General features: G+C 64.9%; 23 protein-coding genes, 2 tRNA genes and 1 other RNA gene. 11 read left to right on the top strand and 15 right to left on the bottom strand.

What is annotated here, in order from left to right:
* Window positions 1-94: 94 nt before the first annotated feature.
* From ettA to OM977_RS12005, 3 genes are all read right to left on the bottom strand, one after another.
* A complete protein-coding gene (gene ettA / locus OM977_RS11995; RefSeq protein WP_264354183.1) occupies window positions 95-1,777 on the bottom strand; it encodes an energy-dependent translational throttle protein EttA in 1,683 nt (560 codons plus the stop codon).
* 38 nt (window positions 1,778-1,815) lie between these two features.
* Entirely contained in the window at window positions 1,816-2,223 is a 408-nt protein-coding gene (locus tag OM977_RS12000) for a DUF6993 domain-containing protein (RefSeq protein WP_264354184.1), read from the bottom strand.
* Between the two features lie 212 nt (window positions 2,224-2,435).
* The gene (locus OM977_RS12005) at window positions 2,436-2,981 is read right to left on the bottom strand and encodes a single-stranded DNA-binding protein (RefSeq protein WP_264354185.1); all 546 of its coding nucleotides are present in this window, start codon (window positions 2,979-2,981) and stop codon (window positions 2,436-2,438) included.
* Window positions 2,982-3,216: 235 nt separating this feature from the next.
* Between OM977_RS12005 and OM977_RS12010 the strand changes: the two genes are divergently transcribed.
* Window positions 3,217-3,292: transfer RNA gene (locus OM977_RS12010), tRNA-Arg, on the top strand.
* Window positions 3,293-3,702: 410 nt separating this feature from the next.
* Here the strand turns inward: OM977_RS12010 and OM977_RS12015 are convergent.
* Window positions 3,703-4,719: a magnesium and cobalt transport protein CorA gene (locus OM977_RS12015; RefSeq protein ID WP_264354186.1), complete on the bottom strand. Its 1,017-nt coding sequence runs from the start codon at window positions 4,717-4,719 to the stop codon at window positions 3,703-3,705.
* Window positions 4,720-4,950: 231 nt separating this feature from the next.
* Between OM977_RS12015 and OM977_RS12020 the strand changes: the two genes are divergently transcribed.
* Window positions 4,951-5,457, top strand: coding sequence for a LapA family protein (locus OM977_RS12020; protein WP_264354187.1), 507 nt, complete (start codon window positions 4,951-4,953; stop codon window positions 5,455-5,457).
* A gap of 41 nt (window positions 5,458-5,498) precedes the next feature.
* Here the strand turns inward: OM977_RS12020 and map are convergent, their stop codons facing one another.
* A complete protein-coding gene (gene map / locus OM977_RS12025; RefSeq protein ID WP_264354188.1) occupies window positions 5,499-6,266 on the bottom strand; it encodes a type I methionyl aminopeptidase in 768 nt (255 codons plus the stop codon).
* A 44-nt stretch (window positions 6,267-6,310) separates the two neighbouring features.
* On the opposite strand from map, the gene OM977_RS12030 reads away from it, so the two are divergent.
* The gene (locus OM977_RS12030; RefSeq protein WP_264354189.1) at window positions 6,311-6,994 is read left to right on the top strand and encodes a DNA alkylation repair protein; all 684 of its coding nucleotides are present in this window, start codon (window positions 6,311-6,313) and stop codon (window positions 6,992-6,994) included.
* A 16-nt stretch (window positions 6,995-7,010) separates the two neighbouring features.
* Here OM977_RS12030 and mptB read toward each other — a convergent pair whose 3' ends face one another.
* Complete coding sequence (gene mptB / locus OM977_RS12035) at window positions 7,011-8,567, bottom strand: polyprenol phosphomannose-dependent alpha 1,6 mannosyltransferase MptB (RefSeq protein ID WP_264354190.1); 1,557 nt, start codon at window positions 8,565-8,567, stop codon at window positions 7,011-7,013.
* A 201-nt stretch (window positions 8,568-8,768) separates the two neighbouring features.
* Between mptB and orn the strand changes: the two genes are divergently transcribed.
* The 4 genes from orn to def all read left to right on the top strand — a co-directional run bounded on the left by orn (window position 8,769) and on the right by def (window position 11,457).
* On the top strand, window positions 8,769-9,353 hold the full coding sequence (gene orn / locus OM977_RS12040) for an oligoribonuclease (RefSeq protein WP_264357401.1): 585 nt from the start codon (window positions 8,769-8,771) through the stop codon (window positions 9,351-9,353).
* 144 nt (window positions 9,354-9,497) lie between these two features.
* Window positions 9,498-9,570: transfer RNA gene (locus tag OM977_RS12045), tRNA-His, on the top strand.
* A 114-nt stretch (window positions 9,571-9,684) separates the two neighbouring features.
* A complete protein-coding gene (locus OM977_RS12050) occupies window positions 9,685-10,839 on the top strand; it encodes an acyl-CoA dehydrogenase family protein (protein ID WP_264354191.1) in 1,155 nt (384 codons plus the stop codon).
* A gap of 45 nt (window positions 10,840-10,884) precedes the next feature.
* Window positions 10,885-11,457 (top strand): peptide deformylase, encoded by a 573-nt coding sequence (gene def, locus OM977_RS12055; protein WP_264354192.1) that lies wholly within the window; start codon window positions 10,885-10,887, stop codon window positions 11,455-11,457.
* A gap of 27 nt (window positions 11,458-11,484) precedes the next feature.
* On the opposite strand, the gene OM977_RS12060 is transcribed toward def, so the two are convergent.
* The 5 genes from OM977_RS12060 to OM977_RS12080 form a co-directional block, all read right to left on the bottom strand.
* Window positions 11,485-12,195 (bottom strand): alpha/beta fold hydrolase, encoded by a 711-nt coding sequence (locus tag OM977_RS12060; RefSeq protein WP_264354193.1) that lies wholly within the window; start codon window positions 12,193-12,195, stop codon window positions 11,485-11,487.
* A 9-nt stretch (window positions 12,196-12,204) separates the two neighbouring features.
* The gene (locus tag OM977_RS12065) at window positions 12,205-12,663 is read right to left on the bottom strand and encodes a DUF1579 family protein (RefSeq protein ID WP_264354194.1); all 459 of its coding nucleotides are present in this window, start codon (window positions 12,661-12,663) and stop codon (window positions 12,205-12,207) included.
* 65 nt (window positions 12,664-12,728) lie between these two features.
* Window positions 12,729-13,544 (bottom strand): HNH endonuclease family protein, encoded by an 816-nt coding sequence (locus OM977_RS12070; RefSeq protein ID WP_264354195.1) that lies wholly within the window; start codon window positions 13,542-13,544, stop codon window positions 12,729-12,731.
* Window positions 13,545-13,685: 141 nt separating this feature from the next.
* The gene (locus OM977_RS12075) at window positions 13,686-13,895 is read right to left on the bottom strand and encodes a hypothetical protein (RefSeq protein WP_264354196.1); all 210 of its coding nucleotides are present in this window, start codon (window positions 13,893-13,895) and stop codon (window positions 13,686-13,688) included.
* Between the two features lie 88 nt (window positions 13,896-13,983).
* Complete coding sequence (locus OM977_RS12080; protein ID WP_264354197.1) at window positions 13,984-15,438, bottom strand: glyceraldehyde-3-phosphate dehydrogenase; 1,455 nt, start codon at window positions 15,436-15,438, stop codon at window positions 13,984-13,986.
* Between the two features lie 403 nt (window positions 15,439-15,841).
* On the opposite strand from OM977_RS12080, the gene OM977_RS12085 reads away from it, so the two are divergent.
* Complete coding sequence (locus OM977_RS12085) at window positions 15,842-16,576, top strand: acyltransferase (RefSeq protein ID WP_264354198.1); 735 nt, start codon at window positions 15,842-15,844, stop codon at window positions 16,574-16,576.
* A 276-nt stretch (window positions 16,577-16,852) separates the two neighbouring features.
* Here the strand turns inward: OM977_RS12085 and OM977_RS12090 are convergent, their stop codons facing one another.
* Both OM977_RS12090 and rnpB read right to left on the bottom strand, forming a co-directional pair.
* Window positions 16,853-17,833 carry a capsular polysaccharide synthesis protein gene (locus OM977_RS12090; RefSeq protein WP_264354199.1) on the bottom strand — a complete coding sequence of 327 codons (981 nt, stop codon included), beginning with the start codon at window positions 17,831-17,833 and terminating at the stop codon, window positions 16,853-16,855.
* Between the two features lie 264 nt (window positions 17,834-18,097).
* Window positions 18,098-18,491, bottom strand: an RNA gene (gene rnpB / locus OM977_RS12095) — RNase P RNA component class A.
* A 128-nt stretch (window positions 18,492-18,619) separates the two neighbouring features.
* On the opposite strand from rnpB, the gene OM977_RS12100 reads away from it, so the two are divergent.
* Window positions 18,620-19,447, top strand: coding sequence for a slipin family protein (locus tag OM977_RS12100; protein WP_264354200.1), 828 nt, complete (start codon window positions 18,620-18,622; stop codon window positions 19,445-19,447).
* 22 nt (window positions 19,448-19,469) lie between these two features.
* Entirely contained in the window at window positions 19,470-20,234 is a 765-nt protein-coding gene (locus tag OM977_RS12105) for a YaaA family protein (RefSeq protein WP_264354201.1), read from the top strand.
* A 71-nt stretch (window positions 20,235-20,305) separates the two neighbouring features.
* On the opposite strand, the gene OM977_RS12110 is transcribed toward OM977_RS12105, so the two are convergent.
* Window positions 20,306-21,043, bottom strand: a complete 738-nt coding sequence (locus tag OM977_RS12110) for a zinc ribbon domain-containing protein (RefSeq protein WP_264354202.1) — start codon at window positions 21,041-21,043, stop codon at window positions 20,306-20,308.
* 123 nt (window positions 21,044-21,166) lie between these two features.
* On the bottom strand, window positions 21,167-22,093 hold the full coding sequence (locus tag OM977_RS12115; protein ID WP_442960642.1) for a Nif3-like dinuclear metal center hexameric protein: 927 nt from the start codon (window positions 22,091-22,093) through the stop codon (window positions 21,167-21,169).
* Between the two features lie 77 nt (window positions 22,094-22,170).
* Here OM977_RS12115 and msrA point away from each other — a divergent pair, with 77 nt between their 5' ends.
* Window positions 22,171-22,695 (top strand): peptide-methionine (S)-S-oxide reductase MsrA, encoded by a 525-nt coding sequence (gene msrA / locus OM977_RS12120; RefSeq protein WP_264354203.1) that lies wholly within the window; start codon window positions 22,171-22,173, stop codon window positions 22,693-22,695.
* Window positions 22,696-22,754: the final 59 nt, after the last annotated feature.

Here is a 22,754-nt window from a genome sequence, read left to right on the forward strand (position 1 = left end):
CCCGTTCTCCGGCGCGCTAACAAGCGCCGGAGACGCAAACGGCCGGCTCCCCCGATGGGAGCCGGCCATTTTTGCTTGCTGGGTCTTGCGGAGCTTAGTCGCGGGTGAGGCGCCGGTGGGTGACGCGGTGCGGCTTGGCCGCATCGGGGCCGAGCCGCTCGACCTTGTTCTCCTCGTAGGACTCGAAGTTGCCCTCGAACCAGTACCACTTCGAGGGGTTCTCCTCGTCGCCTTCGTAGGCGAGGATGTGGGTCGCGACCCGGTCCAGGAACCAGCGGTCGTGCGAGACAACGACGGCGCAGCCCGGGAATTCGAGCAGGGCGTTTTCGAGGCTGCTGAGCGTCTCAACGTCGAGGTCGTTAGTGGGCTCATCGAGGAGCAGCAGGTTGCCGCCCTGCTTGAGCGTCAGGGCCAGGTTCAGGCGGTTGCGCTCACCACCGGAGAGCACCCCGGCCTTCTTCTGCTGGTCCGGGCCCTTGAAGCCGAAAGCGGCCACGTAGGCGCGGGACGGCATCTCGACGTGCCCGACCTGGATGTAGTCAAGGCCGTCGGAAACGACCTCCCACAGGGTCTTGTTCGGGTCGATGCCGCCACGGCTCTGGTCGGCGTAGGAGATCTTGACGGAGTCGCCGATTTTCAGCTCGCCGCCGTCGAGGGGCTCCAGCCCGACGATGGTCTTGAACAGGGTGGTCTTACCGACGCCGTTGGGGCCGATGACGCCGACGATGCCGTTGCGGGGCAGCGTGAAGGACAATCCGTCGATCAGGGTGCGGTCCTCGAAGCCCTTTTGCAGGTTCTTCGCTTCCAGCACCAGGCCGCCCAGGCGCGGGCCCGGCGGGATCTGGATCTCTTCGAAGTCGAGCTTCCGGGTCCGGTCTGCCTCGGCAGCCATTTCCTCGTAGCGCGCCAGGCGGGCCTTGGACTTGGTCTGGCGGCCCTTGGCGTTGGAGCGGACCCATTCGAGTTCTTCGGTGAGGCGCTTTGCCTGCTTGGCGTCCTTCTTGCCCTGGACTTCCAGGCGGGCGCGCTTCTTCTCGAGGTACGTGGAGTAGTTGCCCTCGTAGGGGTACAGGTGTCCGCGGTCCACTTCGGCGATCCACTCGGCCACGTGATCGAGGAAGTACCGGTCGTGGGTTACGGCCAGGACCGCGCCGGCGTAGCTGGACAGGTGCTGCTCAAGCCACAGCACGCTCTCGGCGTCAAGGTGGTTGGTGGGCTCGTCGAGGAGCAGCAGGTCCGGCTTCTGGAGCAGGAGCTTGCAGAGCGCAACGCGGCGGCGCTCACCGCCGGAGAGCAGCGTAACGTCAGACTCGGGCGGCGGGCAGCGGAGGGCGTCCATGGCCTGCTCGAGCTGGGAGTCGAGGTCCCAGGCGTCGGCGGCGTCGATCGCTTCCTGCAGCTGGCCCATCTCCTCGAGGAGCACGTCATAGTCAGCGTCCGGGCTGGCCATCTCCTCGGAGATCTCGTTGAAGCGCTGGATCTTCGAGTAGATCTCGCCGACGCCTTCCTGGACGTTGCCGAGGACGGTTTTGTCTTCGTTCAGCGGCGGCTCCTGCAGCAGGATGCCCACCGTGTAGCCGGGGCTGAGCCGGGCTTCTCCGTTTGAAGGAGTGTCCAGGCCTGCCATGATCTTGAGAATGGTGGATTTACCGGCACCATTCGGGCCAACGACGCCAATTTTTGCCCCAGGGAAGAAGGACATGCTGACGTCGTCGAGGATAAGTTTTTCGCCAACAGCCTTACGGGCCTTGGTCATTGTGTAGATAAATTCCGCCATGCCTACAAATCTAGTGGCTTGGCCCGGATAACTCACATTTACGGCCCCGCTGCGCCCACCAGGCACCGTCCATCCGCCAACACCGGAAGGACGGTGACGCTCACCTCGCCGCTACGTACCTGCGCGATCAAGCAGTCGCCGCCCTGCTCCACGCCGACCTCGACAGCGTCGGCCTCCAGGCCCGTGGGAGTGCGGCCCGCCGTGACTTGTACGTCCGCGGCGGCGAACCCGGCGGCGACCAGATCGTCCCGCACTTGTTGCGCGCCGGGCTTTCCGCCGGCGAAAGCACGACGCAGGGCGTTCTCCAGGTTTGCCCGTGCAGTGGCGACAGCCGCCGTCGCCGCCATGCTGACTGCGGGAACTGGCGCTTTGGCGGTAGACGCCCCTGCGGCCTGGACCGGCGCCACTGCCGGGGGCGCCACTACCGGGGAAGCGGACGGGGGCACCGAATCGATCCGACTGCCACCGACGCCAGCGCCTTCCGAGCAGGCGACCGTTAGCAGCAGCGACAGTGCCAGAACCCCTGGCAACGCCAGGCGCCACCGTCCAGGGCTGGCACCGCTCTGCCGCCAGCTCAGTCCTTCCGACGTCCCTGGCCTCACCCCTTTGCCTGTCGTCGCCTGCTTCACCCGGCAATTCTGGCACGAGACCACTGGAATCAGGCTGCGGCTCCCTTCAGTTCGCCGGTCTGCTCGTCGACCTCCTCCACCTCACCGGTCGCGTCGTCGATGAAGATCGTGTGGGCGTCATCGCGATCCCCGTCCGCACCCTCATCCGGATCTTCGCTGTGGGGCTCGTCGTCGCCGACCGCCCCAGCCGAGGAGGCGGCGGTTCCCTGCCCACCTGCACCGGCCGTGCGAATGTAGTTCGCCGAGCCCCACATCAGATCGTGCCCAACGGATTCGGCATCGATCTCTGCCACGTAATGAACGCGGCCGTCCTTTTCCCAGCTGCGCATTTTCAGCCGGCCAACGACGATGACTCGCTGTCCCTTCTTGATGCTGCAGCCCATGTTTCCCGCCAACTGTCGGTAGCCCTGCACAGTGAACCAGTTCGTGTTCCCGTCGATCCACGCGTTGGCGTTGCGGTCGAACCGCCGGTCGGTGGACCCCAAACGGAAATTCGCCGTAGCCACACCCCCGGGCGTGGTCGAGCTTTTGATCTCCGTGGCGACGAAGCCACGGACGGTGATGTTGTCACTCATTCTTCTGTCCTGTCTCGAATCGTCGTGCCTAAGCAGGCTCTTCCAGCTTCGGACAGGCGCCGCCCAGCGGGGAGGTCCCGAGAACGCCATGTGGAAAACTACGGCCCGGGGAGGGTGTTGGGGACCAGTTCGGCCATGCCGGACAACCGGCCCACCTTGTCCCTGCCCACGTTCGGGCGCAACGCACTGTAAACTTTTTGAGGCGTAGCCCGGCAGCGACCGGGCGGACGCTGATGCCCCAGTAGCTCAGGGGATAGAGCAGCGGCCTTCTAATCCGCCGGTCGGGGGTTCGATTCCCTCCTGGGGCACCAAGAAAAGCGGCTCTGGCCTGCGGAAACGCAAAGTCAGGGCCGCTTCGTGTTTCTGGAGGATCTTCATCGGCGCCCTGTCAGCGCTCAACTGCCGATGCGCGCCGTCCGCCGCCACGGACCGGCGGTGGCATCCCATCGGAACTCAACAGCGCTGCCCGGTCGACTTCCCAGCTTTTCCAAGGGTTCAGGAACTAGCGTTATTGTTGCAAGCTGCGGAGTTTTATTTTTGGCAGGGAGTGAGCGCGAACTGACCATCACTTAGCAGCTCGCGCCGTGCGCAGAAAACGGTTGAGGAACCACAGACTTGCTGCACGGGTCAACTGAATAGACAACTGCATAGCCCGCCGGTTCCTCACCACCGGCGGGCACTTAATTTTTTCGCTCAAGCGCCGCAGGCGAGGGCCGGAACCCTAGATCCATTTGTTGTGCTTGAACGTCCAGAACAGCGCAAGGCCCATCCCCACCATCAGGCCCAAGGCCATCGGGTAGCCAAAGACCCAGTCGAGTTCAGGCATCGAGCGGAAGTTCATTCCATAAATCGTGCCGATCAAGGTTGGTGCGAATAGGATTGCCGCCCATGAGGATATCCTCTTGACCTGTTCGTTCTGGGAATAGCTCGATTCAGTCAGCAGCCGCATCTCGTCGTTCTGCCGCTGGGCAACGAGTGCCGCATTGACTGCCAGGGCATTCTGGAGCAGGGCGCGGAAGGCGGTGATCCGCTCGCTGAGGCGCAGCACGTGGTCCAGGACATCCCGGAAGTGGTCCTGCAACTCAGGCCCCGGATGACGGTTCCGCGACTCCGCCATCAAGGTCTGCAGGATGGCGGTCAGTGGCGCCGTCGCCCGCTGGAACATGATGACTTGCCGCGAAAGCTCGTAGATCCGGCGGGACACCCCGGGGTCAGCAGCAAAGAGATCGTCTTCAATTTCGTCGACATCGTTCTCGAGTCCGGCGGCCACCGGCTCGTACTCGTCCACCACCTGGTCGAGAATCGCGTAGAGCACGGCGTCCGGCCCGAGTGCCAGGAAGCCGGGGTCGGACTCCATCCGTCGCCGGACCCGGCCCAGGTCGGGAGATTCGGCGCGGCGGACTGTCACCACAAAATCCGCACCGGTGAAGACGTGGATTTCGCCGAACTCGACCTTCTCCAGATCATCCAGATAGCGGGCCGGGCGCAGCACCAGAAACAGGGTCTCGCCGTAGTGCTCCAACTTTGCTCGCTGGTGGCCGGCGAGGGCATCCTCGACGGCCAGATGGTTGAGGTCGAATTCCTCAGCGACCGAACGCAGCTCCTCCGCATCCGGCCGGTAGAGCCCGATCCAAGCCATGCCCTGGCGTTGCCGTAGGACGAAGTACGTCTCGTCCAAATTTTCCGGGTCAGCGGTCCGGAGACCGTCCACGTAGACGGCATTGTCAATAATGGTCACGGCCGCACCCCCTCCGTCGGGCATCCCTGAAAGCGACGTTATACCGCCGCATCGGCGCTGCCAACAGCGGCAGGATCCGCTGGGATGCGCCTGATCATCATCAGTAGGCTTACTATTGATTTGACAGGCAGTGACCGGAAGAACCCGGCCTCCGCCGCCAGAACGGACGCCGCATCGGCGTCGAGCCGCTCTTCCCGCCCGGCGGGACGACTCGTGAAAGGTACGGCCGCCATGACCCAGACACCCCGAGAGTTCGACCCCAACGAGACGACCTCCGCGCAGCAGCCGCGCACTGCCGGCACCTCCGGCTACGCCGGGGACGGATACGCCGACCAGGCTTCATCCACCGGGACGGACCCGGACATGGCGACCGAACCTGCGACAGCACCGTACACGGACAGCGTGGCCGCGAAGGATGGCCCGGTCGGCACGGCCCGGACGGAGCGATCCGACTCCGTCGATCCGGAACCACGCCGAGTCACCCGCGCGGGAATGGTCTGGGTTGCCGTCGCAAGCGCCCTGGTGGTGCTGATCCTGCTGATCGCGTTCATCCTGCAGAACCAGGACTACGTCCAGGTGAAATTCTTTGGCCTGCAAGGAGCTGTCGCGCTGGGCATCGCCCTGTTCATCGCCGCCGTCGGGGGCGGAGTGCTGGTGGCCATCGCCGGCGCCGCGCGCATCATCCAGCTCCGGCTCGCCGCCCACCGGCAGCGGATCAGGAGCAGCGGCCGCCGCTAAAGATGAACCCCGCGGCGGACCCAGTACCTCCGCTACCCCGCCTAAGGCAGGGTCAGGATGACCGGGCCGTCGGCCGTGACCGCCACGGTGTGCTCGCTGTGCGCCGCGCGGCGCCCGTTGGCCGAGCGGAGGGTCCATTCGTCGTCGTCGTGGAAATAGTCATCATTGCCCCCGAGGATCAGCATTGGCTCGATCGCGATGACCAGGCCCTCGGTCAGCTTGATGCCGCGGCCCGGGCGGCCATCATTGGGGACGTCCGGCTCGGCGTGCATGGTTTTGCCGATCCCGTGGCCGCCGTGGTCGGCCAGGAGGCCGTAGCCTCCACGGCGTGCCGCCCCGCCAATTGCGTAGCCCAGGTCGCCCATCTTGTTCCCGATCCTGGCAGCGTCGATGCCCCGGGCCAGGGCGGCGTCGGTGGCGTCGATCAACTCCTGGTCCGCCGGGTCCGGCGTCCCCACAATGAAGCTGATGGCGGCGTCGCCGCACCAGCCGTCAAGGAACGCGCCGCAGTCGACGCTCAGCAGGTCGCTGTCCTTGAGCCTGTAGTCGTTGGGTATGCCGTGCACGACGGCGTCATTGACGCTGGTGCAGATGACCCCGGGGAACGGCACTGACGCCCAGCGCGGCTTGTAGTTCAGGAAGGCAGGGGTTGCGCCCGCCTCGGCGATCGACGCCGCGGCCACGGTGTCGAGTTCCTTCAGGGAAACCCCGACCGCGGCGGCATCCCGGACTTTAGCAAGCGTGCTGGCAACCACCCTGCCCGCCGCGCGCATCAGGGCAATTTCGGCGGGAGTCTTGATCATGGACATGGCTCCAACTCTAGAGCCCCCGGGGCCGTGGCTAAAGTTGCCTCATGGCCAACGCTGAACTGATCGCCGCTATCCGTTCCGAGCTGCGGACCGAGGCCGATCCTGCCCGGGCCGCCGGAGCGCAGGCGTACATGAAATCGGAGATGCCTTCGCTGGGCGTGCGCGTTCCGGCGGTCCGCCGGATCGTGACGACCGCCGCCAGGGAGCTTCCGCCAGCGTCGCTGGAAGAGCTGATCTCGACTGTGCAGGAGCTCTGGCGCAGCGCCGACTGGCGCGAGGAACGGTATGCCGCCATCGACCTGACCGGGCTCCGCTTCGCGGCGGGTGAATTCAGCATGCTGCCGGTGTATGAGGAAATCATCCGCAGCGGCGCCTGGTGGGATCTGGTGGACGGCGTGTCGCACCGGCTGCGGGCACTGCTGCTGGCCCACCGGCCGGAGATGGCGGCCCTGCTGCGCCGCTGGAGCACGGACGGCGACTTCTGGATCCGCCGGGCCTCGATCACGGCGCAGCTCGGCGCCAAGTCCGCCACCGACACGGCCCTGCTCGGAGACGTGATCGAGGCCAATCTCGGCGATCAGGAGTTCTTCATCCGGAAGGCGATCGGCTGGGCGCTGCGGGACTATTCCGCTACAGATCCGGACTGGGTCCGAACATTCGTGGAACGGCACCGCTCCGGGCTCAGTCCGCTCTCCACCGCCGAAGCACTCCGGAAACTGCCGCGCTGAGTCCGGGCGTACGGGTCTAGATGACCGGCCGGGTGGTGACCGGCTCCTCCGGCTTGCTGAACAACATCTTGGTCTTCGGGTCGAGGAAGATCAGGTACAGCGCGAACAGCAGCGCGATAATAGCCGCCGCGTTGCGGGCCAGCGCGAGGGCCAAGCCGAGGTCGGCCGTCTGCAGGTAGGGGAACACTTCCAGCTGGTCCGAGATCGCGTACACCATGAAGAAGGAGACGATGAAGTACAGCGCCTTGACCTGCCAGTCGTCGCGGATGCCGGTGACGGCGAACAGCGGAATCAGCCAGACGACGTACCAGGACTGGATCATCGGGGCCAGGACGACGACGGCGGCGAACGCCAGCGTCAGGCGTCGCATCAGACGGTCGTGGTCACCGCGGAAAATCTGCCAGGCGACGATCCCCACCGCAAGCAGCTTGCCGGCGTCGTACACCCACTTGGCGAGCCCCCAGCCGTCGAGGCCGAAGGCATTGGAGATCGAGGCGACGACGAGGCCGAGCAGGCCGATCGGGGCGTACCAGATCCAGATGCTGCCCGGGGCGGACAGCCCGTTGATCCAGCCGAAGCCGAAACCGTTGATCAGGCTCATCGCGTAGAGCAGCGCCAGGCTGATCCCGGCCGTGAGCGCCCAGTACACGAATTTTCGCGGCCAGCTGGCGTTCTTGCCGGCCCAGAGCAGGCCGATAAAGGGCAGGAACACGATCGTGATCGGCTTGACCGAGATCGACAGTGTGACGAGCACGAGTCCGAGGATCACCCGGCGGGTGGCACAGTAATACAGGCCCGCGAGGGCCAGCCCGATCATCAGCGCATCGTTGTGGACGCTGGCGATGAAATTGATGAGGAACAGCGGGTTGGCCGCCGTTAGCCACAGCGCGCGGTGCGGGTTGACGCCATGAAGCTCGGCAAGCTTGGGGACGTAGATCACGCACAGGATGATTCCTACCAGCGCGGCGAGCCGGAACAGCATGATGCTGCCTTCCGGATGCACGTTCGTGGACCAGACAACGAACTGCTCGATCCAGAGGAAGAGCTGGCCGTACGGAACGGGCGCCTCGGTCCACATCTTGTCAGCGCCGAGCTGGAAGTAGTTGGACAGCGCTGAAATGCCATTTTCGTAGGGGTTGAAGCCCTCCACCATCAGGCGGCCCTGGCCGATATAGGCGTAGACGTCCCGGCTGAACAGCGGCACGGAGAACATCAGCGGCAGCCCCCAGACCACCACCGCCTGGAGGGTCGCCTTCCGGGCGTCGGCGCCCCAGACACGCACGCGCTGACCCAGCCGGAGCCAGGAACGGACCAGCAGCATCCCTCCGACGGCCAGGAGGACAATGCAGAGGCCGACGCCAAAGGCTTCGGTGCGCATCCAGATGAACAACGGGACCCTGCGCAGTTCGGAGGCCGGCGCGAGCCAGCCGACGCCGAGCGAGCCGATCGCCATAAACATTGATCCGACGAACCCTGCCAGCAGCGGGGATCGGGCGTTGTCCACATCAGCCAAAACTGCCGAGGAGGACGTACCTTCGACCACAGTCCCCGTCGCAGGTACAGGCGCCGTCATCTCAGGATCGTCCAATCTGTCGTGGGGCTTGAATCCGCCCGCAGGCGGCCGGGTGACCCGGCCCGGGGGCACGCCGCGATGACGAAAAAGTTCGACGGCCGCGTACCCGAAATCCTAGCACCGGACAGCTCTGGGACGACGAAACGGTAGGCTGGGCGCGTGCCTATAACTAACGAACGCATCGTCTGGATCGACTGCGAAATGACCGGCCTGGACACCAAGAACGATGCCCTCATCGAAGTGGCCGCCCTGGTGACCGACTCCGAGCTCAACATCCTGGGCGAAGGCGTCGACGTCGTCATCAAGCCGGACGACGCCGCGCTGGCCCAGATGGGGGATTTTGTGCGCGATATGCATACCCGGTCCGGGTTGCTGGCGGAGCTGCCGCACGGCAAGACCATGGCGGAAGCCCAGGCCATCGTCCTGGACTACATCAAGAAGTGGGTGCCGGATCCCAAGAAGGCACCGCTGGGCGGCAACTCGGTGGGAACCGACCGCGTCTTCCTGGTCCGGGACATGCCGGAGCTGGTGGAACACCTGCACTACCGGGTCATCGACGTGAGCACCATCAAGGAGCTCTCGCGTCGCTGGTTCGCGCGGGCCTACTTCCAGTCCCCCGCCAAGTTGGGCGGCCACCGCGCCCTCGGCGACATCAAGGACTCCATCGACGAACTGCGCTACTACCGAGAGGCCGTCTTCGTGCCGGCCCCCGGACCGGACAGCGCCACGGCGCAGCAGATCGCCAAAAAGGTCATGGAGACGCCGGAGGCTGCCCCGGCGGAGTAGCCCCGGGGTAATCTGCGCCACGTTTTGCGGAATTTTTTGCCAAAAACCCGAAAAGTGGCGAAAGCACCCCCGAACAGCAGGTAAGCTATTTGTCGTTGCCTTTTCAGCCAGCCGGTTCAACCGGACGGCATGGCGGGGCACATGGTGGGCGTAGCTCAGTTGGCAGAGCGCCTGGTTGTGGTCCAGGAGGTCGCGGGTTCAACCCCCGTCGCTCACCCTCATGAAGGACGGCATGATTGTCCGACCTTAGACGAAGGCCGTACCGGATATCCGGTGCGGCCTTTGTTGTCTGTCCAGCGTCGTCCAAGGACCTGTCAACGGAAGGACTGCAATGAAGCGCACGCTCTTTGAAGAAGACCACGAGATGTTCCGTGAGATGGCGGCGGAATTCAATGCGCGCGCCATCGCCCCGCACTACGCACAATGGGACCAGGATCACATGATGTCCCGGGAGCTGTGGACGGCGGCCGGCGAGCAGGGCCTGCTGGGCCTGGCAGTGCCTGAAGAGTTCGGCGGCATGGGCATGGACGACTACCGCTTCCGGGCCGTGCTGGACGAGGAGTTCGCCAGGAGCAACCACCTCGCGGTGGGCCTCGCCTTCCACCTGCACGATGACATGGTCCTCCCCCACCTGCTGGCCTACGGCTCCGATGACCTGAAGGGCCGCTGGCTGCCGGGCATGGCGTCCGGCGAAATTGTGACCTCAGTCGCGTGGACCGAGCCCGGCGCCGGCTCGGATCTGCGCGGCATCCGCACCAAAGCCGTCCGCGACGGCGACGACTGGCTGGTCAGCGGCCAGAAGACCTTCATCGGAAACGGCATCTCCGGCGACGCGTCCCTGGTCCTGGCCCGCACCGACGGCAGCTCCGGGCGGGGAAAGCACGACTCCTTCTCCCTATTCCTGGTCCGCAAGGGCGAGGGCTACAACACCGGCAGGCAGCTGGACAAGATGGGCCTCAAGGCCTCGGACACGGCCGAACTGTTTTTCGACAACGTCCGCGTCCCGCACGCCGATTTGGTGGGCGAGGAGGGCAAGGGCCTGCAGTACGCCGCCGAACAGCTCCCCCAGGGCCGGCTCGCGATCGCCACCGCAAGTTCCGCCGTCGTCCGCGCCATCTACGAGGCGACCGTCGGCTACACGAAGGAACGCAACGCGTTCGGCGAGCGGATTATCGACTTCCAGAACACCCGCTTTGAACTAGCGGACATCCTCACCGAGGTCGAGGTCACCGAAGCCTACGTGGACCAGGCAATCCTGGCTTTCAACGCCGGAGAGCTCGACGCCGCCGCCGCCGCCCGCGCCAAACTGTGGGCCTCCGAGCGCGCCAAGTCGATCACCGACCGCTGCCTCCAACTGCACGGCGGCTACGGCTACATCATGGAATACCCCGTAGCCCAGGCCTTTCTCGCCGCCCGGCTGCTGACGATTTTCGGCGGCACCAACGAAATCATGCGCGACGTCGTCGGCCGCACCATCGCCGGCTGAGCGTCCCCACGCACCCGCCAAGAAGCATTCGAGGAAACAGCTGAGATGACCGTTCTGCCAATCACGATCTGGGGCGAGCCCGTTCTGCACCGCCGGGCAGCGGAAGTGGACGTCTTCGACGACGAGCTCCGCACCTTGATCGCGGACATGTTCGAGACCAACGATGCCGCCAACGGCGTGGGCCTGGCCGCACCGCAGGTCGGGGTGGGCAAGCGGCTCTTCGTCTACAGGTACGCCAACGACGACGGCGCGCCGCCGTCCGGCGTCCTCGTCAACCCCGTGCTGACCCTCTCCAAGGTCTCCGGGGCACTGCCGGACCCGGACGAGGAAGAGGAAGGCTGCCTGTCTTTTCCCGGTGGACAGTACCCGCTCAAGCGCGCCGAATGGGCCCGCGTGCAGGGCTTCGACGGCGACGGGAACCCCGTGGACTTCGAGGCCACGGGATGGTTCGCCCGGGTGATCCAGCACGAATACGACCACCTCGATGGCAAGCTCTACGTCAACCGGCTGATCGACCGGTACGCGCGCAAGGCCATGAAGCAGGCCAAGAAAAGCGGCTGGGGCGTCCCCGGCCTGACCTGGATGCCGGGCGTGGACCCGGATCCGTTCGGGCACTGACGAACCCGGCTTGAGTGACCCGGCCGGCTAGCTCGCCGAAGCGCGGCCGACGGCGGCCTGGATCGCGGCGCCCAGCTCAGCGGGCTTCGTGAACTGCGGCCAGTGGCCGGTGGGCAGGTCCACGTAATCGACGGCTCTCATCCGCCCGAGTTCGGCCACATACGGGTGGCCGGCCTCAATCATCTCGGTCAGCATCGAGGACGGAAACTCACAGGCGATCACGGTGGCAGGGACCTGGAAGCGGCGCTCGTCCGTCAGATGCTGCTGGTCCTGGGCCACTCCTTTTGGCTGCGGGATCGCGCGGGCCCGGAACATGGCCCGCAGTTCCGCACTCAGGTCCACGAGGTCCTCGTCGTCGAAAAGGTCCCAAGGCGGCAGCGGAACGTCGTCGCCGTCGTCGGGAAGTTCATCGTTGATCACGCCGCCGTCCCCGAGCGGGCCGCTGTCCACGTAGATTGCCCGGGCCACCCGGTCCGGACGGGCGTCGACGGCGCCATGGATAATCGCTCCCCCGCCCGAATGACCGACGAGGACCACCGGAGCGTCGAAGGAATCGATCTTCGCTACGACTGCGTCGATGTGCGTGCGCAGTCCGATGCCGGCGCGCGGCGCATCGACTGACTCCAGGCCCGGCAGGGTGAGCGGGTGGACCGCATGCCCGGCCGCAACGAGCGGCGGGGTGACCTCCTCCCACGAGGAGGCATCCAACCAGAATCCGGGTACCAGGATGATGTCCATGCCGGTACCCTACCGTTCGAGTACCAGCTCCACCACCTGGTAGGGGTCCTCACCCGGGACGACGTTGTGCATGGTGATGCGACCGCCCCGGCCTTCACCCGGGTGGATGTGGATCTGCCAGCCCCAGTCCGGTCCGCTCGGCGCCGCGTAGGAGCCGTTGAGCCGGAGGACGCCGTCCGCGCCCACGGTCCCGGAGAACTGCATCAGCGCCCGGCCCGTGTGCCACGAGTCCAGCCACACCGCGGTGGCCGGCTCCGCATCGGACGAGCCGCCGGCCAGCAGCAACAGACCTTCCTGCGGGCTCTCTCCGTCTGACCAGGTGTACGCGACGCTCGCGAAGTGCGCCGCGGTCACCTTCACTGTGGCGGTGGCCGCCGAGTCCTTGTAGTCGTCCGTTGGCATGAGCCGGAAGCGGTTTTCTCCTTGCGACTTGCCAAGCAACGGCGTCACGTATCGCACAATGTCCATTGCTGCAGTCTACGGAGCACGTCAACCGGGTACCGTCAACCCCTCATCCCCGTCCCTCCGGGTCCTCAGCGGACGGCCTGGACCCGGTGCGGGACAATCGTCTGCTGTTGCGGGCAGGATCCCAGGACGCGTTTCATCGCGTCCTTCTCCGCCGGCGTGACCCAAAGCCGGTAGGCGGCCTTGACCGAGATCTGCCGGGCGACATAGTGGCAGCGGAAGTTTTTGTTCGGCGGGAGCCAGGTGGCGGCGTCGGACGCGCTCTTGTCCTGGTTCGCCGGCCCGTCAACGGCGATGAGGTTCAGCGGATCGTTTGCCAGGTGTTGGCGCTGTTCCGCGGTTAGCTGTTGCGCCCCTTTCTGCCAGGCATCCCCGAGTGCCACGACGTGGTCGATCTGCACGGCTTTGCTGCTGTCGGCGCCCCGGCGGAAGGAGATCTTCCGCCCGGTATAGGGTTCCTCGAAGGATCCTCCGGCCACCCGGCAGCTTGAGGCTTCGGTGAAGGCAACGTCCGCGAGGTCCCGGCGGAGGATGTCGTTGCGGGTATCGCAGCCGTTCCGGTCCACGTCCAGCCACGCCTGGCCGAATGCCGCCCGGTCATAATTGCCCATCGCGGCCCGTCCCTTGACCGTCAGCGTGTCCAGCAAGGCAGCCGCAGCTCCGGGCGGGACAGCGCGGACGGAGGGCACGGCTTTCATCCAGCCTTGGGCGAGTACCGGCGCCTCGCGGGGCCCGTTGGCCGGCGGCCCCACGGCAGCGAACTGGCCGACCGCGAAAAACCAGGCCAGTCCTCCAATGACAACGGACACCCCGGTGGCCAGGATCGCCCACGCCAGACGGGAACGGCGACGCGCCCGGCGGAACTCCGCCCACGTGAGCGTCACGACCGGACCCGGCCGCTGCGGTTCAAAGCGGGGCTTTCCTGCTGCATGCCAGAAGCCTAGGGCAGGGAGAAGATGCTTCCTGCGTTGTCCACAGTGTGGAGGCCGAGTGGCCGCCCCGCAGGAGCCGTACGTTCCGCGGGTCTACTGCTCCTTGGTCACCCGCAGCAGGTCTTCGTTGGCAATGATCATCAGCTCCTCGAGCTGCTTGACCCTTGCGTCGTCGATCTCGCCGGCGTCCCGTTTGGCAAGGGCATCGTCGAAGAGCCGCTTTGCTTCCTTGGCGTTCCGGCGGGCGATGTCCAGGGCACGTTCAAGGGTGGTTTCGTGGTCCACAGCCGAGTTCTGTTCCATGGCTCCATTGTGGGGGCCTTTCCCGGCCGATTCCAGAGGATCGGCCGGGAAAGGAACAAAACGTCCCGGTCAGGGGCGTGCCGTGGTGTCAGACCTCGGCCGGCAGACCCGCGGCCGCCAGGATCGAGGCCGCATCCTTGGCGGGGAACGACGGCGGGTTCACGCCGGCCATTTCCTCCATGACGCGGACTACCTGGCAGCTGTAGCCGAACTCGTTGTCGTACCAGACGTAGAGGACGAGGTTCTTGTCGTTCGAGATCGTGGCCAGGCCGTCGACGATGCCCGCGCGGCGGGAGCCGACGAAGTCAGTGGAGACAACTTCGGGGGAATCGATGTAGTCGATCTGCTTGCGCAGCTCCGAGTGCAGCGACATCTCCCGCAGGTAGTCGTTGACCTCATCCTTGGTGGTGCCGTTTTCCAGGCTGAGGTTGAGGATGGCCAGGGACACGTCCGGGGTGGGGACGCGGATGGAGCTGCCCGTAAGTTTGCCGAGGAGCTCGGGCAGGGCCTTCGCCACGGCCTTTGCGGCACCCGTCTCGGTGATGACCATGTTCAGCGCGGCGGACCGCCCGCGGCGGTCGCCCTTGTGGAAGTTGTCGATCAGGTTCTGGTCGTTGGTGAAGGAGTGGACGGTCTCGACGTGGCCGTGCACCACACCGTAACGGTCATTGATCGCCTTCAGGACCGGGGTGATGGCGTTGGTGGTGCAGGAAGCCGCGGAAACGATCTTGTCGGAGTCAGCGATCGTCGCCTGGTTGATGCCGTGGACGATGTTCTTCAAGTCGCCCTTGCCCGGAGCCGTGAGGAGCACGCGGGAAACGCCCTTGCTCTGCAGGTGCTGGGACAGGCCCTCCGCATCGCGCCAGCGGCCGGTGTTGTCGACCACCAGGGCGTCGCGGATGCCGTAGGCCGAGTAGTCGACCGTGGCGGGATTGTCCGAGTAGATGACCTGGATCTGCACGCCGTTGGCGGTGATCGTGTCGTTCTCGAGGTCTACCTTGATGGTGCCTTCGAAGGAGCCATGGACCGAGTCGCGGCGCAGCAGGCTGGCACGCTTGGCCAGGTCATTGTCCGAGCCGCGGCGGACCACGATGGCGCGCAGCCGCAGGCCGTGGCCGCCACCGGCCTTTTCGATCAGGAGGCGGGCCAGGAGCCGGCCGATGCGGCCGAAGCCGTAGAGGACGACGTCGGTGCTGGTGCGGTCGTCGCCGCCGCGCTTGCCGACAACGTCGGCCAGTTCCTCACGGAGGAACTCATCCAGGCTGACGCCGTCGCCCTCGGCACGGTACTTCTCGGTGAGGCGCGCGATGTCGATGGCTGCCGCGCCGAGTTCCAGCTTGGTCAGCGCGTCCAGCAGCGGGGCGGTCTCTTCGAGGCGCAGCTCTTCCTTGCTCATCCGGCGGGCGAAACGGTGCGCCTTGAGGATGTTCATGGTGGACTTGTTAATGAGGCTGCGGCCGTGGATGGAGGTCACCACGTTGTTCTCGCGGTACAGCCGGCCGATCACCGGGATCATGGCCTCGGCGAGCGCCTCACGGCCCATCCACGTATCAAGACAAGAATCTGACGTCTGGCTCACAGAACTACCTTCCTAGAATCCGCCACATACGTCCTCGTATGTGGAAGTCGGCCGCCGGACGTTATCCGGAACCTGGGCGTCGCCGGGGATTCGGTCCACCCCGGCGCCCGCATGTGCCGCAAAGAAAAACCACCGGCTGCGAACGCAGACCCGGTGGCAGAACTTCTACGTTCGCTATCTATTCTAGGTCGGCGCTCGGTCCGCCAAGTAGCCGGCGAAGCGTGAAATGACTCACATGGGCGCCGGGAGGGCCGCTAGGCTGGATCCCCGGACGTCCGCCATCGCTCTGGCTTACTGCTAAAGCAGCCGCATGGACAGCACGACGTGGTGGCGATAGGGGCCACTACCCGTCGGTATCATCGGAAGCATGACTATCACCGCGCTGGCACCCTACCGGGACGACAAAGGCAACACCATCATTTACTCCGGCACGGGTGGCCGTGACGTCACGGTTGAGTTCAGGGGATCCAACAACACCCTCGAAGTCGCTGAGACTGCAAACTTGCGCAGGGTGCACTTCAGCTTCGACTGCGACAACGGAGTGGGCCGGATCGGAGGTCACAAGAACGGGAATTTCGCGGCATACATACGCATCGGCCAAGACTCCACCGTAATTATCGGAGACGACGTGACGGCTACACAAAGCGTCAGCATGACATGTGTTGAGGGGCAAACGCTGACAGTTGGCAATGACTGCATGTTCGCCGTCGGCTGCCAGGTCCGTACCGATGACGCGCACGCCATCTTCGATGTCAGGTCCGGTGAACGGGTTAACCCATCAAAGCCTGTGGTGATTGGCAACCATGTTTGGCTCTCCAACGGGTCAGTCCTCCTCGGCGGAGCGACTGTTGGGGATGGATCAGTAATTGGCGCGGGTTCCTTGGTGAAGGGCGAAATCCCGAACAACTGCATAGCCGTAGGGACCCCGGCGAAGGTCGTCCGCATGCACACGGCCTGGGAGCGCCCGCACCTCTCTCTGTCCAAGCCGTACTACAAGCCCGACGCAAGCACAGTCAAGAAGTCCGCGTACTGGAACATGACCGTCCTGGAGCCGGACTACCCCAACTTCAAGTACCCCGACTACAGCAAGGCGAGCCGATGAGCGCAACGGCGCCGGAGGAAAGTACCTAAGGCATGCGAAAAGGGAAGTTAACCTCCTTGTGGTGGCACCTCCGCTTCAAAGGCTGCCCGTGCAGACGCTCGGCTGCGAAATAGCCAGCCAAGCGTCTGCATATTTAGGTAAACAGAGAGGTGTTGCACCGGCCGGCCATCGCACCGGGCCTGTCGGACAGGCGCGGTTGCCCATCTCCGTCGAAACATACCCAGGACTCGACGACCCCTCGACGTCTCCGGGATATCATTCAAGCCACTGCTCAGACTAGCGCCTCAAAAATGAGCCATGGATTAGCTCGTGGAACACTGTACCCGGCCCCACTTCCGAGGGGTCTCGCTTGTACGACAACTTATGCACAATACTGGCACCCACGATCTTTTCGGCGTCGACTTCATCTGCCCGACGTTTGAGAACACGGCCGAAAGTCCGCGGATCGTATTTCGGTCTTGGTACTTTGGCCCAGATCCTGTCCGATCGGTTATCCATCGTATGCAAAAGTTGGAAAATAAAGTGGAGATAGAAGTACGTCACGGGCCGGTCAAACACTCGCCAGTAAAGCCTCATTGAGTCCCTGACGAGATGGGTTAGGTAGTTATCAGGACGGCTCGCGAGGAACCAGCTGGAAATGGTTTTCTCCTTCGTCTCAAAGGCGAAGAAGCCTGCCTGGCCGACCAGCTCGTCAAAGTGATCCACGAGGCGTACCGTGGGAAGGCACGTGGCATCGATCCAGATACCACCATATTTGGCGAGCAGCTCGAACCTCAGCACATCCGAGAACGCGGTTCGATTCTCGCCCAGCATTTCCCGCAGGTCTGCTGGCAGCTCCACCCAGTCGGATAAGTTCTCGTCGGTGAGGACCACGATGTCGTCGGCATCGTGAAGGCGAAGAAGTTCCGCATGGCAGAATTTAACAATCTCTGGGGCGTTCTCGAAACCCTGCCCCCAGTAGACGAACACCTTCGGCTTCCAATCCTCGGGCATCACATACTCTGCGTTGAAAGCCTTGGCCGCACGGGTCATGGGAACCAAGCGAAGACGAAGCAGGTTCCTTAGCTGCACGCGCGCCCGGAATGCACGGGTCGACTCATTCAGGAGATCCCAGTCGTCCTGGCATGCATAGATGTCCTTGCCCAACGCTTCGGCAAAAAGCTCTCGCGCTTTCGCTACGTCTTTTTCTCGCGCTGCGAGGGTTCCTGCACGATTAAGTCGGTCAGTTTCGCGGCGCACCTCAAGGCCAGGTATCACGATATCTTTTCCCCATTTTTGCTAGTTGTAGTCTTTAGATTCTACCGGCGACTGGTGACCAGCGTTCTCCGCCATCCTCACCTTCGCTGGTGCGGTGCGGGCCGTCCAATCCGGCTGGATTCCATACGGGGGCTAAACTCAAATGTGGTGAGGAGCGCCGTGAACGCTGCGCCACAGTCTGCGCCGATAACTTTACCCCAACACTCCTCCCACCTCGATTCAATCGCAGAAGGATGACTCCACGGGCACCGAACGTCGTTGGGGTGGATGGGTTGACCGATACGCCGGGTTCTGTGTTCCCGCGCCGTTGCCAGCGCGGGAGTAGCGACCATCCATCTACGGACGCCGTTGCCGACGCCCTCCAGCGGCCTACCCGGACACTCGGGCGAGCAGCCCTCAAACGTGCCCTGTCTGGCCTTGCTCCGGGTGGGGTTTACCTAGCCTTCCCGGTCACCCGGGAAGCTGGTGGTCTCTTACACCACCGTTTCACCCTTACCTGCCCCGCCGCGTGTGCAAGCACCCACGGCACGCAGGCGGTCTGTTCTCTGTGGCACTGGCCTGCGGGTTACCCCGAGTGGGCGTTACCCACCACCCTGCTCTGCGGAGCCCGGACGTTCCTCGAGCCACTTGCGTGACGCGCGGCCGCCTGGTCAACCCATCCGCTGTCCATTCTACGGTCCCCGGAGAGCGGCCATCACCGGGGCCAAACAGGTGCTCCGGTGGGAGAATGGAAGCAAGACCGGGGCAGCCCGCTTTCCGGTTTTGGTGCGCAAGGGAAGTGATCCGATGGACCTCACCGCCATCATTGTGCTGATCGTCATCGTGGTTCTGGTGCTCGTGCTGGCCAGGATGTCGATCCGGATTGTGCGGCAGTACGAACAGGGCGTGCTGTTCCGGCTCGGCCGGGTGGTCGGCGTGCGGATGCCGGGCCTGCGCTTCATCATCCCCGTGATTGACAGGCTTCACCTCGTCAGCCTTCGGATCGTGACCATGCCGATCCAGTCGCAGGGCATCATCACCCAGGACAACGTGAGCGTCGACATCTCGGCGGTGGCCTACTACCGTGTGGTTGATGCGGTGAAATCCGTGGTCGCGATCGAGAACGTGTCCGCCGCGATCAACCAGATCGCCCAGACCACGCTGCGGAAAGTGGTCGGCCGTCACAGCCTCGACCAGACACTGTCCGAGACGCAGCGCATCAACAGCGATATCCGCGAAATCCTGGACGCCCTCACGCTGGAGTGGGGCGTCGAAGTGACGCTCGTCGAGCTCAAGGACATCCAGCTTCCCGACGGCATGAAGAGGGCGATGGCCAAGCAAGCGGAGGCCGAGCGGGAGAAAAGGGCCAAGATCATCGCCGCCGAAGGCGAGTCCATCGCCGCTACGGCGCTGGGCCAGGCTTCGGACACGATGATGGCACACCCCCTGGCGCTGCAGCTGCGCAACCTCCAGTCGTTGGTGGAAATCGCAGTGGACAACAACTCCACAGTGGTCTTCCCGGCACCGTTGATGAGTACCATCGGCGAGCTGTCCGCCTTCCTGTCGCGCGAAAACCAGGCCGCCCAGGCCGCGCAGGCCGCCTCCACCCAGGCTTCCCCGGTGAAGGCTGCCTAGCAGGCGCCGGTAGGATTGGGCGGTGCTGATTTTGCTGCCGCCCTCCGAAGGCAAGACCCCCGCCAAGGGTGGAGACGCCGTCGACTGGGCCTCCCTGAGCTTCCCCGAACTCAACACTTACCGGGCAAAAGTGCTCGACGCCCTCGGCACGGTCAGCGCCCACGAGGACGCCCTCGCCCTCCTGGGCGTCGGCGCCTCCCTGCGCGCCGACGTCGAACGCAACACCCGGCTGCACGCCGAACCCGCGGCGCCGGCCCATCAGGTCTATTCCGGGGTGCTCTACGACGCGCTGGGCTATGACTCCCTGACTCCGGTGCAGCGGAAGAAGGCGGAGGCGTCGGTCCTGGTGGTTTCCGCACTCTGGGGCGCCATCCGCTTCGGGGACCGCGTACCCGCGTACCGGCTCTCAATGGGCACCGCGCTTCCCGACGTCGGACGGCTCGCGTCGTTCTGGAAGCCGCAACTGAACGAGGCGCTGCTGGCCGCCGCGGAGGGTGAGCTGTTGGTCGACTGCCGTTCCAGCACCTACGCGGCGGCGTGGGCTCCCCCGGCGCCGCAGACTGTCGCGGTCAACGTGTTCACCGAGGTCAACGGGGTCCGCAAGGTGGTCAGCCACTTCGCCAAGCACACCCGCGGGGAGCTGGCACGGCACCTGCTGACGCGCAGGGGCAAGGCTCCGGCGACGCCCGTTCAGCTGCAGAGGGCGGCGGCCGAGAAATGGACCGCGGAACTCGTCGAGGGCACGGCCCGGAAGCCGCACACCCTCAACATCATCCTGCCCAACTAGCTCGCAGCAGGGGTTCTGGGCGCACTGAACGGCCCCTGCCGCGAGTCAATTGGGGGCGGGGAAAGCGGTGGTCAGGCCCACTCGGCGGAGCGGACCAGGATGCAGCCGGAATCCGGGCAGAACACGATGTCGTCCTCGGCTGCGGCCTTGATCTCGGCCAGGTCGCCCGGGCTCAGGTGCATGCCGGAGCCTTCCGAAGTGCCGTGGAAGAGCCGGGCGGCGCCGACGCCGCGCTTGGCGAGGGTCTTCTCGTAGACCGCGAGCAGCCCGGCGTCCAGTCCTTCGGCGAATTCGGCACGCTTGCCGCGCACCACCGTGGCCTCCGCGGCGATCTCGGCCAGCTGCTCGTCCAGTTCGGCGCGGATGACGCCGAAGGATCCTTGAATGTCATTGACGATCTGCTGCTGCGTGGCCTGGCGGAGGCGGAGGGTGTCCAGGCGCTCGAGGACCTCGAGCTCCACATCTTCGAGGTCTGAGCGGCGCTTGTTGAGGGAGACGAGGTCCTTCTGCAGGGCCACGAGATCCTTGGACAGGCCGGTGCCGCTGTTCAGCCTCGCCTCATCGCGTCCGATCCGGGAAGCCACCTGTTCCACGTCGGCTTCGGCGCGCTTGAGCTCGAGCTCGGCATCGTGGACGGCCACTTTCGCGGCACCGAGTTCCCCGTTGGCCACACCAAGGGCAGCCTCGAGGTCAGTGATCCGGGAGTCGCTTTCAAGGCTTCGGCGGCGGTTGGACAAGGACTTGAGTTTGGCATCAAGTCCCTGCAATTCGAGCAACTTCAACTGTTCCGCCGGTGCTGCCTGGGCCACTATTACCTCCGCTTGTTCCCTTCCGGCGTTTAGCCGGGCACCTTACCGGCGCTCCCTAGACTCTAGCGCCTAGCGTGCTCCCCAGCCTCGCTACGCTCACCCGGGGCCCCTCGCACGCCAGGCTTAGCCCGGAGTCAGAATGAAGTCCCACGGGTCGCTGTTGGTAGTGCTGACCCGGATCTCAACGTCGTGCCCCTGGTCGTTGAGGACATTGCCGAGGGCCTCCGCGGCAGCGGGCAGCCACAGCCACTCGCTGGCGAAGTGCGAAACGTCGATCAGGTAGGGCCGATCGTTGACAGCGGCCTCACGGGCTTCCGACGCCGGATGGTGCCGCAGGTCGGCCGTCAGATAGACGTCGGCGTTGCTCGCGCGCACCTCGCCGAAGAGGGAGTCACCGGCCCCGCCGCAGACGGCGACTCGCCGGACCAGGCCGTCCCGGTCCCCGGACACCCGAACGCCGCCGGCAACCGCCGGCAGAATGCCAAAGACCCGGGCGGCAAAGTCGCCGAGGGTGAGGACCTCTTCGAGGTCTCCGACCCGTCCGATCCCCTCTTCCGGCAGGCCGGCCGCCGCCGGGGTCAGCGGGGCAACGTTCTGCAGGCCGAGCGCATCGGCGAGGACATCGGACACGCCCCCGACGGCGGAATCGCCGTTGGTGTGCACGGTCAGGAGCCCGGTGCCCGACTCAATCAGCCGGTGCACAGCCCTGCCCTTGGCAGTGGTCGCCGCGACCGACGTCACGCCCTTGAGCAGCAGCGGATGGTGCGTGATCAACAGCCCCGCACCCCACTCCACGGCCTCTTCGATGACGTCGAGGGTCGGATCGACGGCGAAGAGGATCCTGCTCACGGGGGCCGACGGATGGCCCGCCACAAGGCCCACCTCGTCCCACTCCTCGGCAAGCGATTCAGGCCAGAGCTCTTCCACGGCCAGCAGGATCATGCCCAGCGTCGGCGGCCCGGAGGCCTGGTCCGCCCCGCCTCCGGTGGTGCTGTCAGTGTTCATGCCTTTGGCAGAGCCGTCTGAAACGTCGGTGTTTACAGGTTCCATACCCCATTTTTACCCTATCGGCGTCCCAGAACCCCGGGCCCGGGAATCATCGGGGGGCTTCAACCATTGAAGAGTGCATGAGAACTTTTGTCCTCGGCGGAGGCTGCTTCTGGTGCCTCGACGCCGTCTACCAGAAAACCAAGGGTGTCAGCGCCGTCGTTTCGGGCTACACCGGAGGCCATGACCGCTACCCCGACTACTACTCCGTGTGCTCCGGAACCACGGGACATGCAGAGGTGGTGGCGGTGACGTTCGACGAGGATGTGATTCCGGCGGAGATCATTCTGGACATGTTCTTCGCTCTTCACGACCCCACCACGCTCAACCGCCAGGGCTACGACGTCGGGACCCAGTACCGCTCCTCGATGTTCTACGAGACGACCGAAGAGAAGATCCTCTTTGAGGAAGCGATCGAGCGCAACCAGGAGCTGTGGGCCCACCCCATCGTGACCGAGGTGACCCGGGCGTCGAAGTTCCACGTGGCCGAAGCCATGCACCAGGACTTCTACGCCAAGTACCCGGAACAGGGCTACTGCCAGGTGATCATCAACCCGAAGCTCGCCAAGGCCAGGAAATATTACTCTGCATGGCTTAATGCTTAGCTAGCCCCGGCGGGCCCTCGTTAGGCTGACCTCAGTATTCCCCTTCTTCAGATAGGCAC

Source organism: Pseudarthrobacter sp. MM222, assembly GCF_947090775.1.
Classification (GTDB): Bacteria; Actinomycetota; Actinomycetes; order Actinomycetales; family Micrococcaceae; genus Arthrobacter.

Bases quoted from the DNA above. Each gene is read 5' to 3' on its own strand.
- ettA (WP_264354183.1), bottom strand. From the start codon at position 1,777: ATGGCGGAATTTATCTACACAATGACCAAGGCCCGTAAGGCTGTTGGC.
- OM977_RS12005 (WP_264354185.1), bottom strand. From the start codon at position 2,981: ATGAGTGACAACATCACCGTCCGTGGCTTCGTCGCCACGGAGATCAAA.
- OM977_RS12020 (WP_264354187.1), top strand. From the start codon at position 4,951: ATGACCCAGACACCCCGAGAGTTCGACCCCAACGAGACGACCTCCGCG.
- map (WP_264354188.1), bottom strand. From the start codon at position 6,266: ATGTCCATGATCAAGACTCCCGCCGAAATTGCCCTGATGCGCGCGGCG.
- OM977_RS12030 (WP_264354189.1), top strand. From the start codon at position 6,311: ATGGCCAACGCTGAACTGATCGCCGCTATCCGTTCCGAGCTGCGGACC.
- mptB (WP_264354190.1), bottom strand. From the start codon at position 8,567: ATGACGGCGCCTGTACCTGCGACGGGGACTGTGGTCGAAGGTACGTCC.
- orn (WP_264357401.1), top strand. From the start codon at position 8,769: ATGACCGGCCTGGACACCAAGAACGATGCCCTCATCGAAGTGGCCGCC.
- OM977_RS12050 (WP_264354191.1), top strand. From the start codon at position 9,685: ATGAAGCGCACGCTCTTTGAAGAAGACCACGAGATGTTCCGTGAGATG.
- def (WP_264354192.1), top strand. From the start codon at position 10,885: ATGACCGTTCTGCCAATCACGATCTGGGGCGAGCCCGTTCTGCACCGC.
- OM977_RS12060 (WP_264354193.1), bottom strand. From the start codon at position 12,195: ATGGACATCATCCTGGTACCCGGATTCTGGTTGGATGCCTCCTCGTGG.
- OM977_RS12065 (WP_264354194.1), bottom strand. From the start codon at position 12,663: ATGGACATTGTGCGATACGTGACGCCGTTGCTTGGCAAGTCGCAAGGA.
- OM977_RS12075 (WP_264354196.1), bottom strand. From the start codon at position 13,895: ATGGAACAGAACTCGGCTGTGGACCACGAAACCACCCTTGAACGTGCC.
- OM977_RS12080 (WP_264354197.1), bottom strand. From the start codon at position 15,438: ATGGGCCGTGAGGCGCTCGCCGAGGCCATGATCCCGGTGATCGGCCGG.
- OM977_RS12085 (WP_264354198.1), top strand. From the start codon at position 15,842: ATGACTATCACCGCGCTGGCACCCTACCGGGACGACAAAGGCAACACC.
- OM977_RS12100 (WP_264354200.1), top strand. From the start codon at position 18,620: ATGGACCTCACCGCCATCATTGTGCTGATCGTCATCGTGGTTCTGGTG.
- OM977_RS12115 (WP_442960642.1), bottom strand. From the start codon at position 22,093: ATGGAACCTGTAAACACCGACGTTTCAGACGGCTCTGCCAAAGGCATG.
- msrA (WP_264354203.1), top strand. From the start codon at position 22,171: ATGAGAACTTTTGTCCTCGGCGGAGGCTGCTTCTGGTGCCTCGACGCC.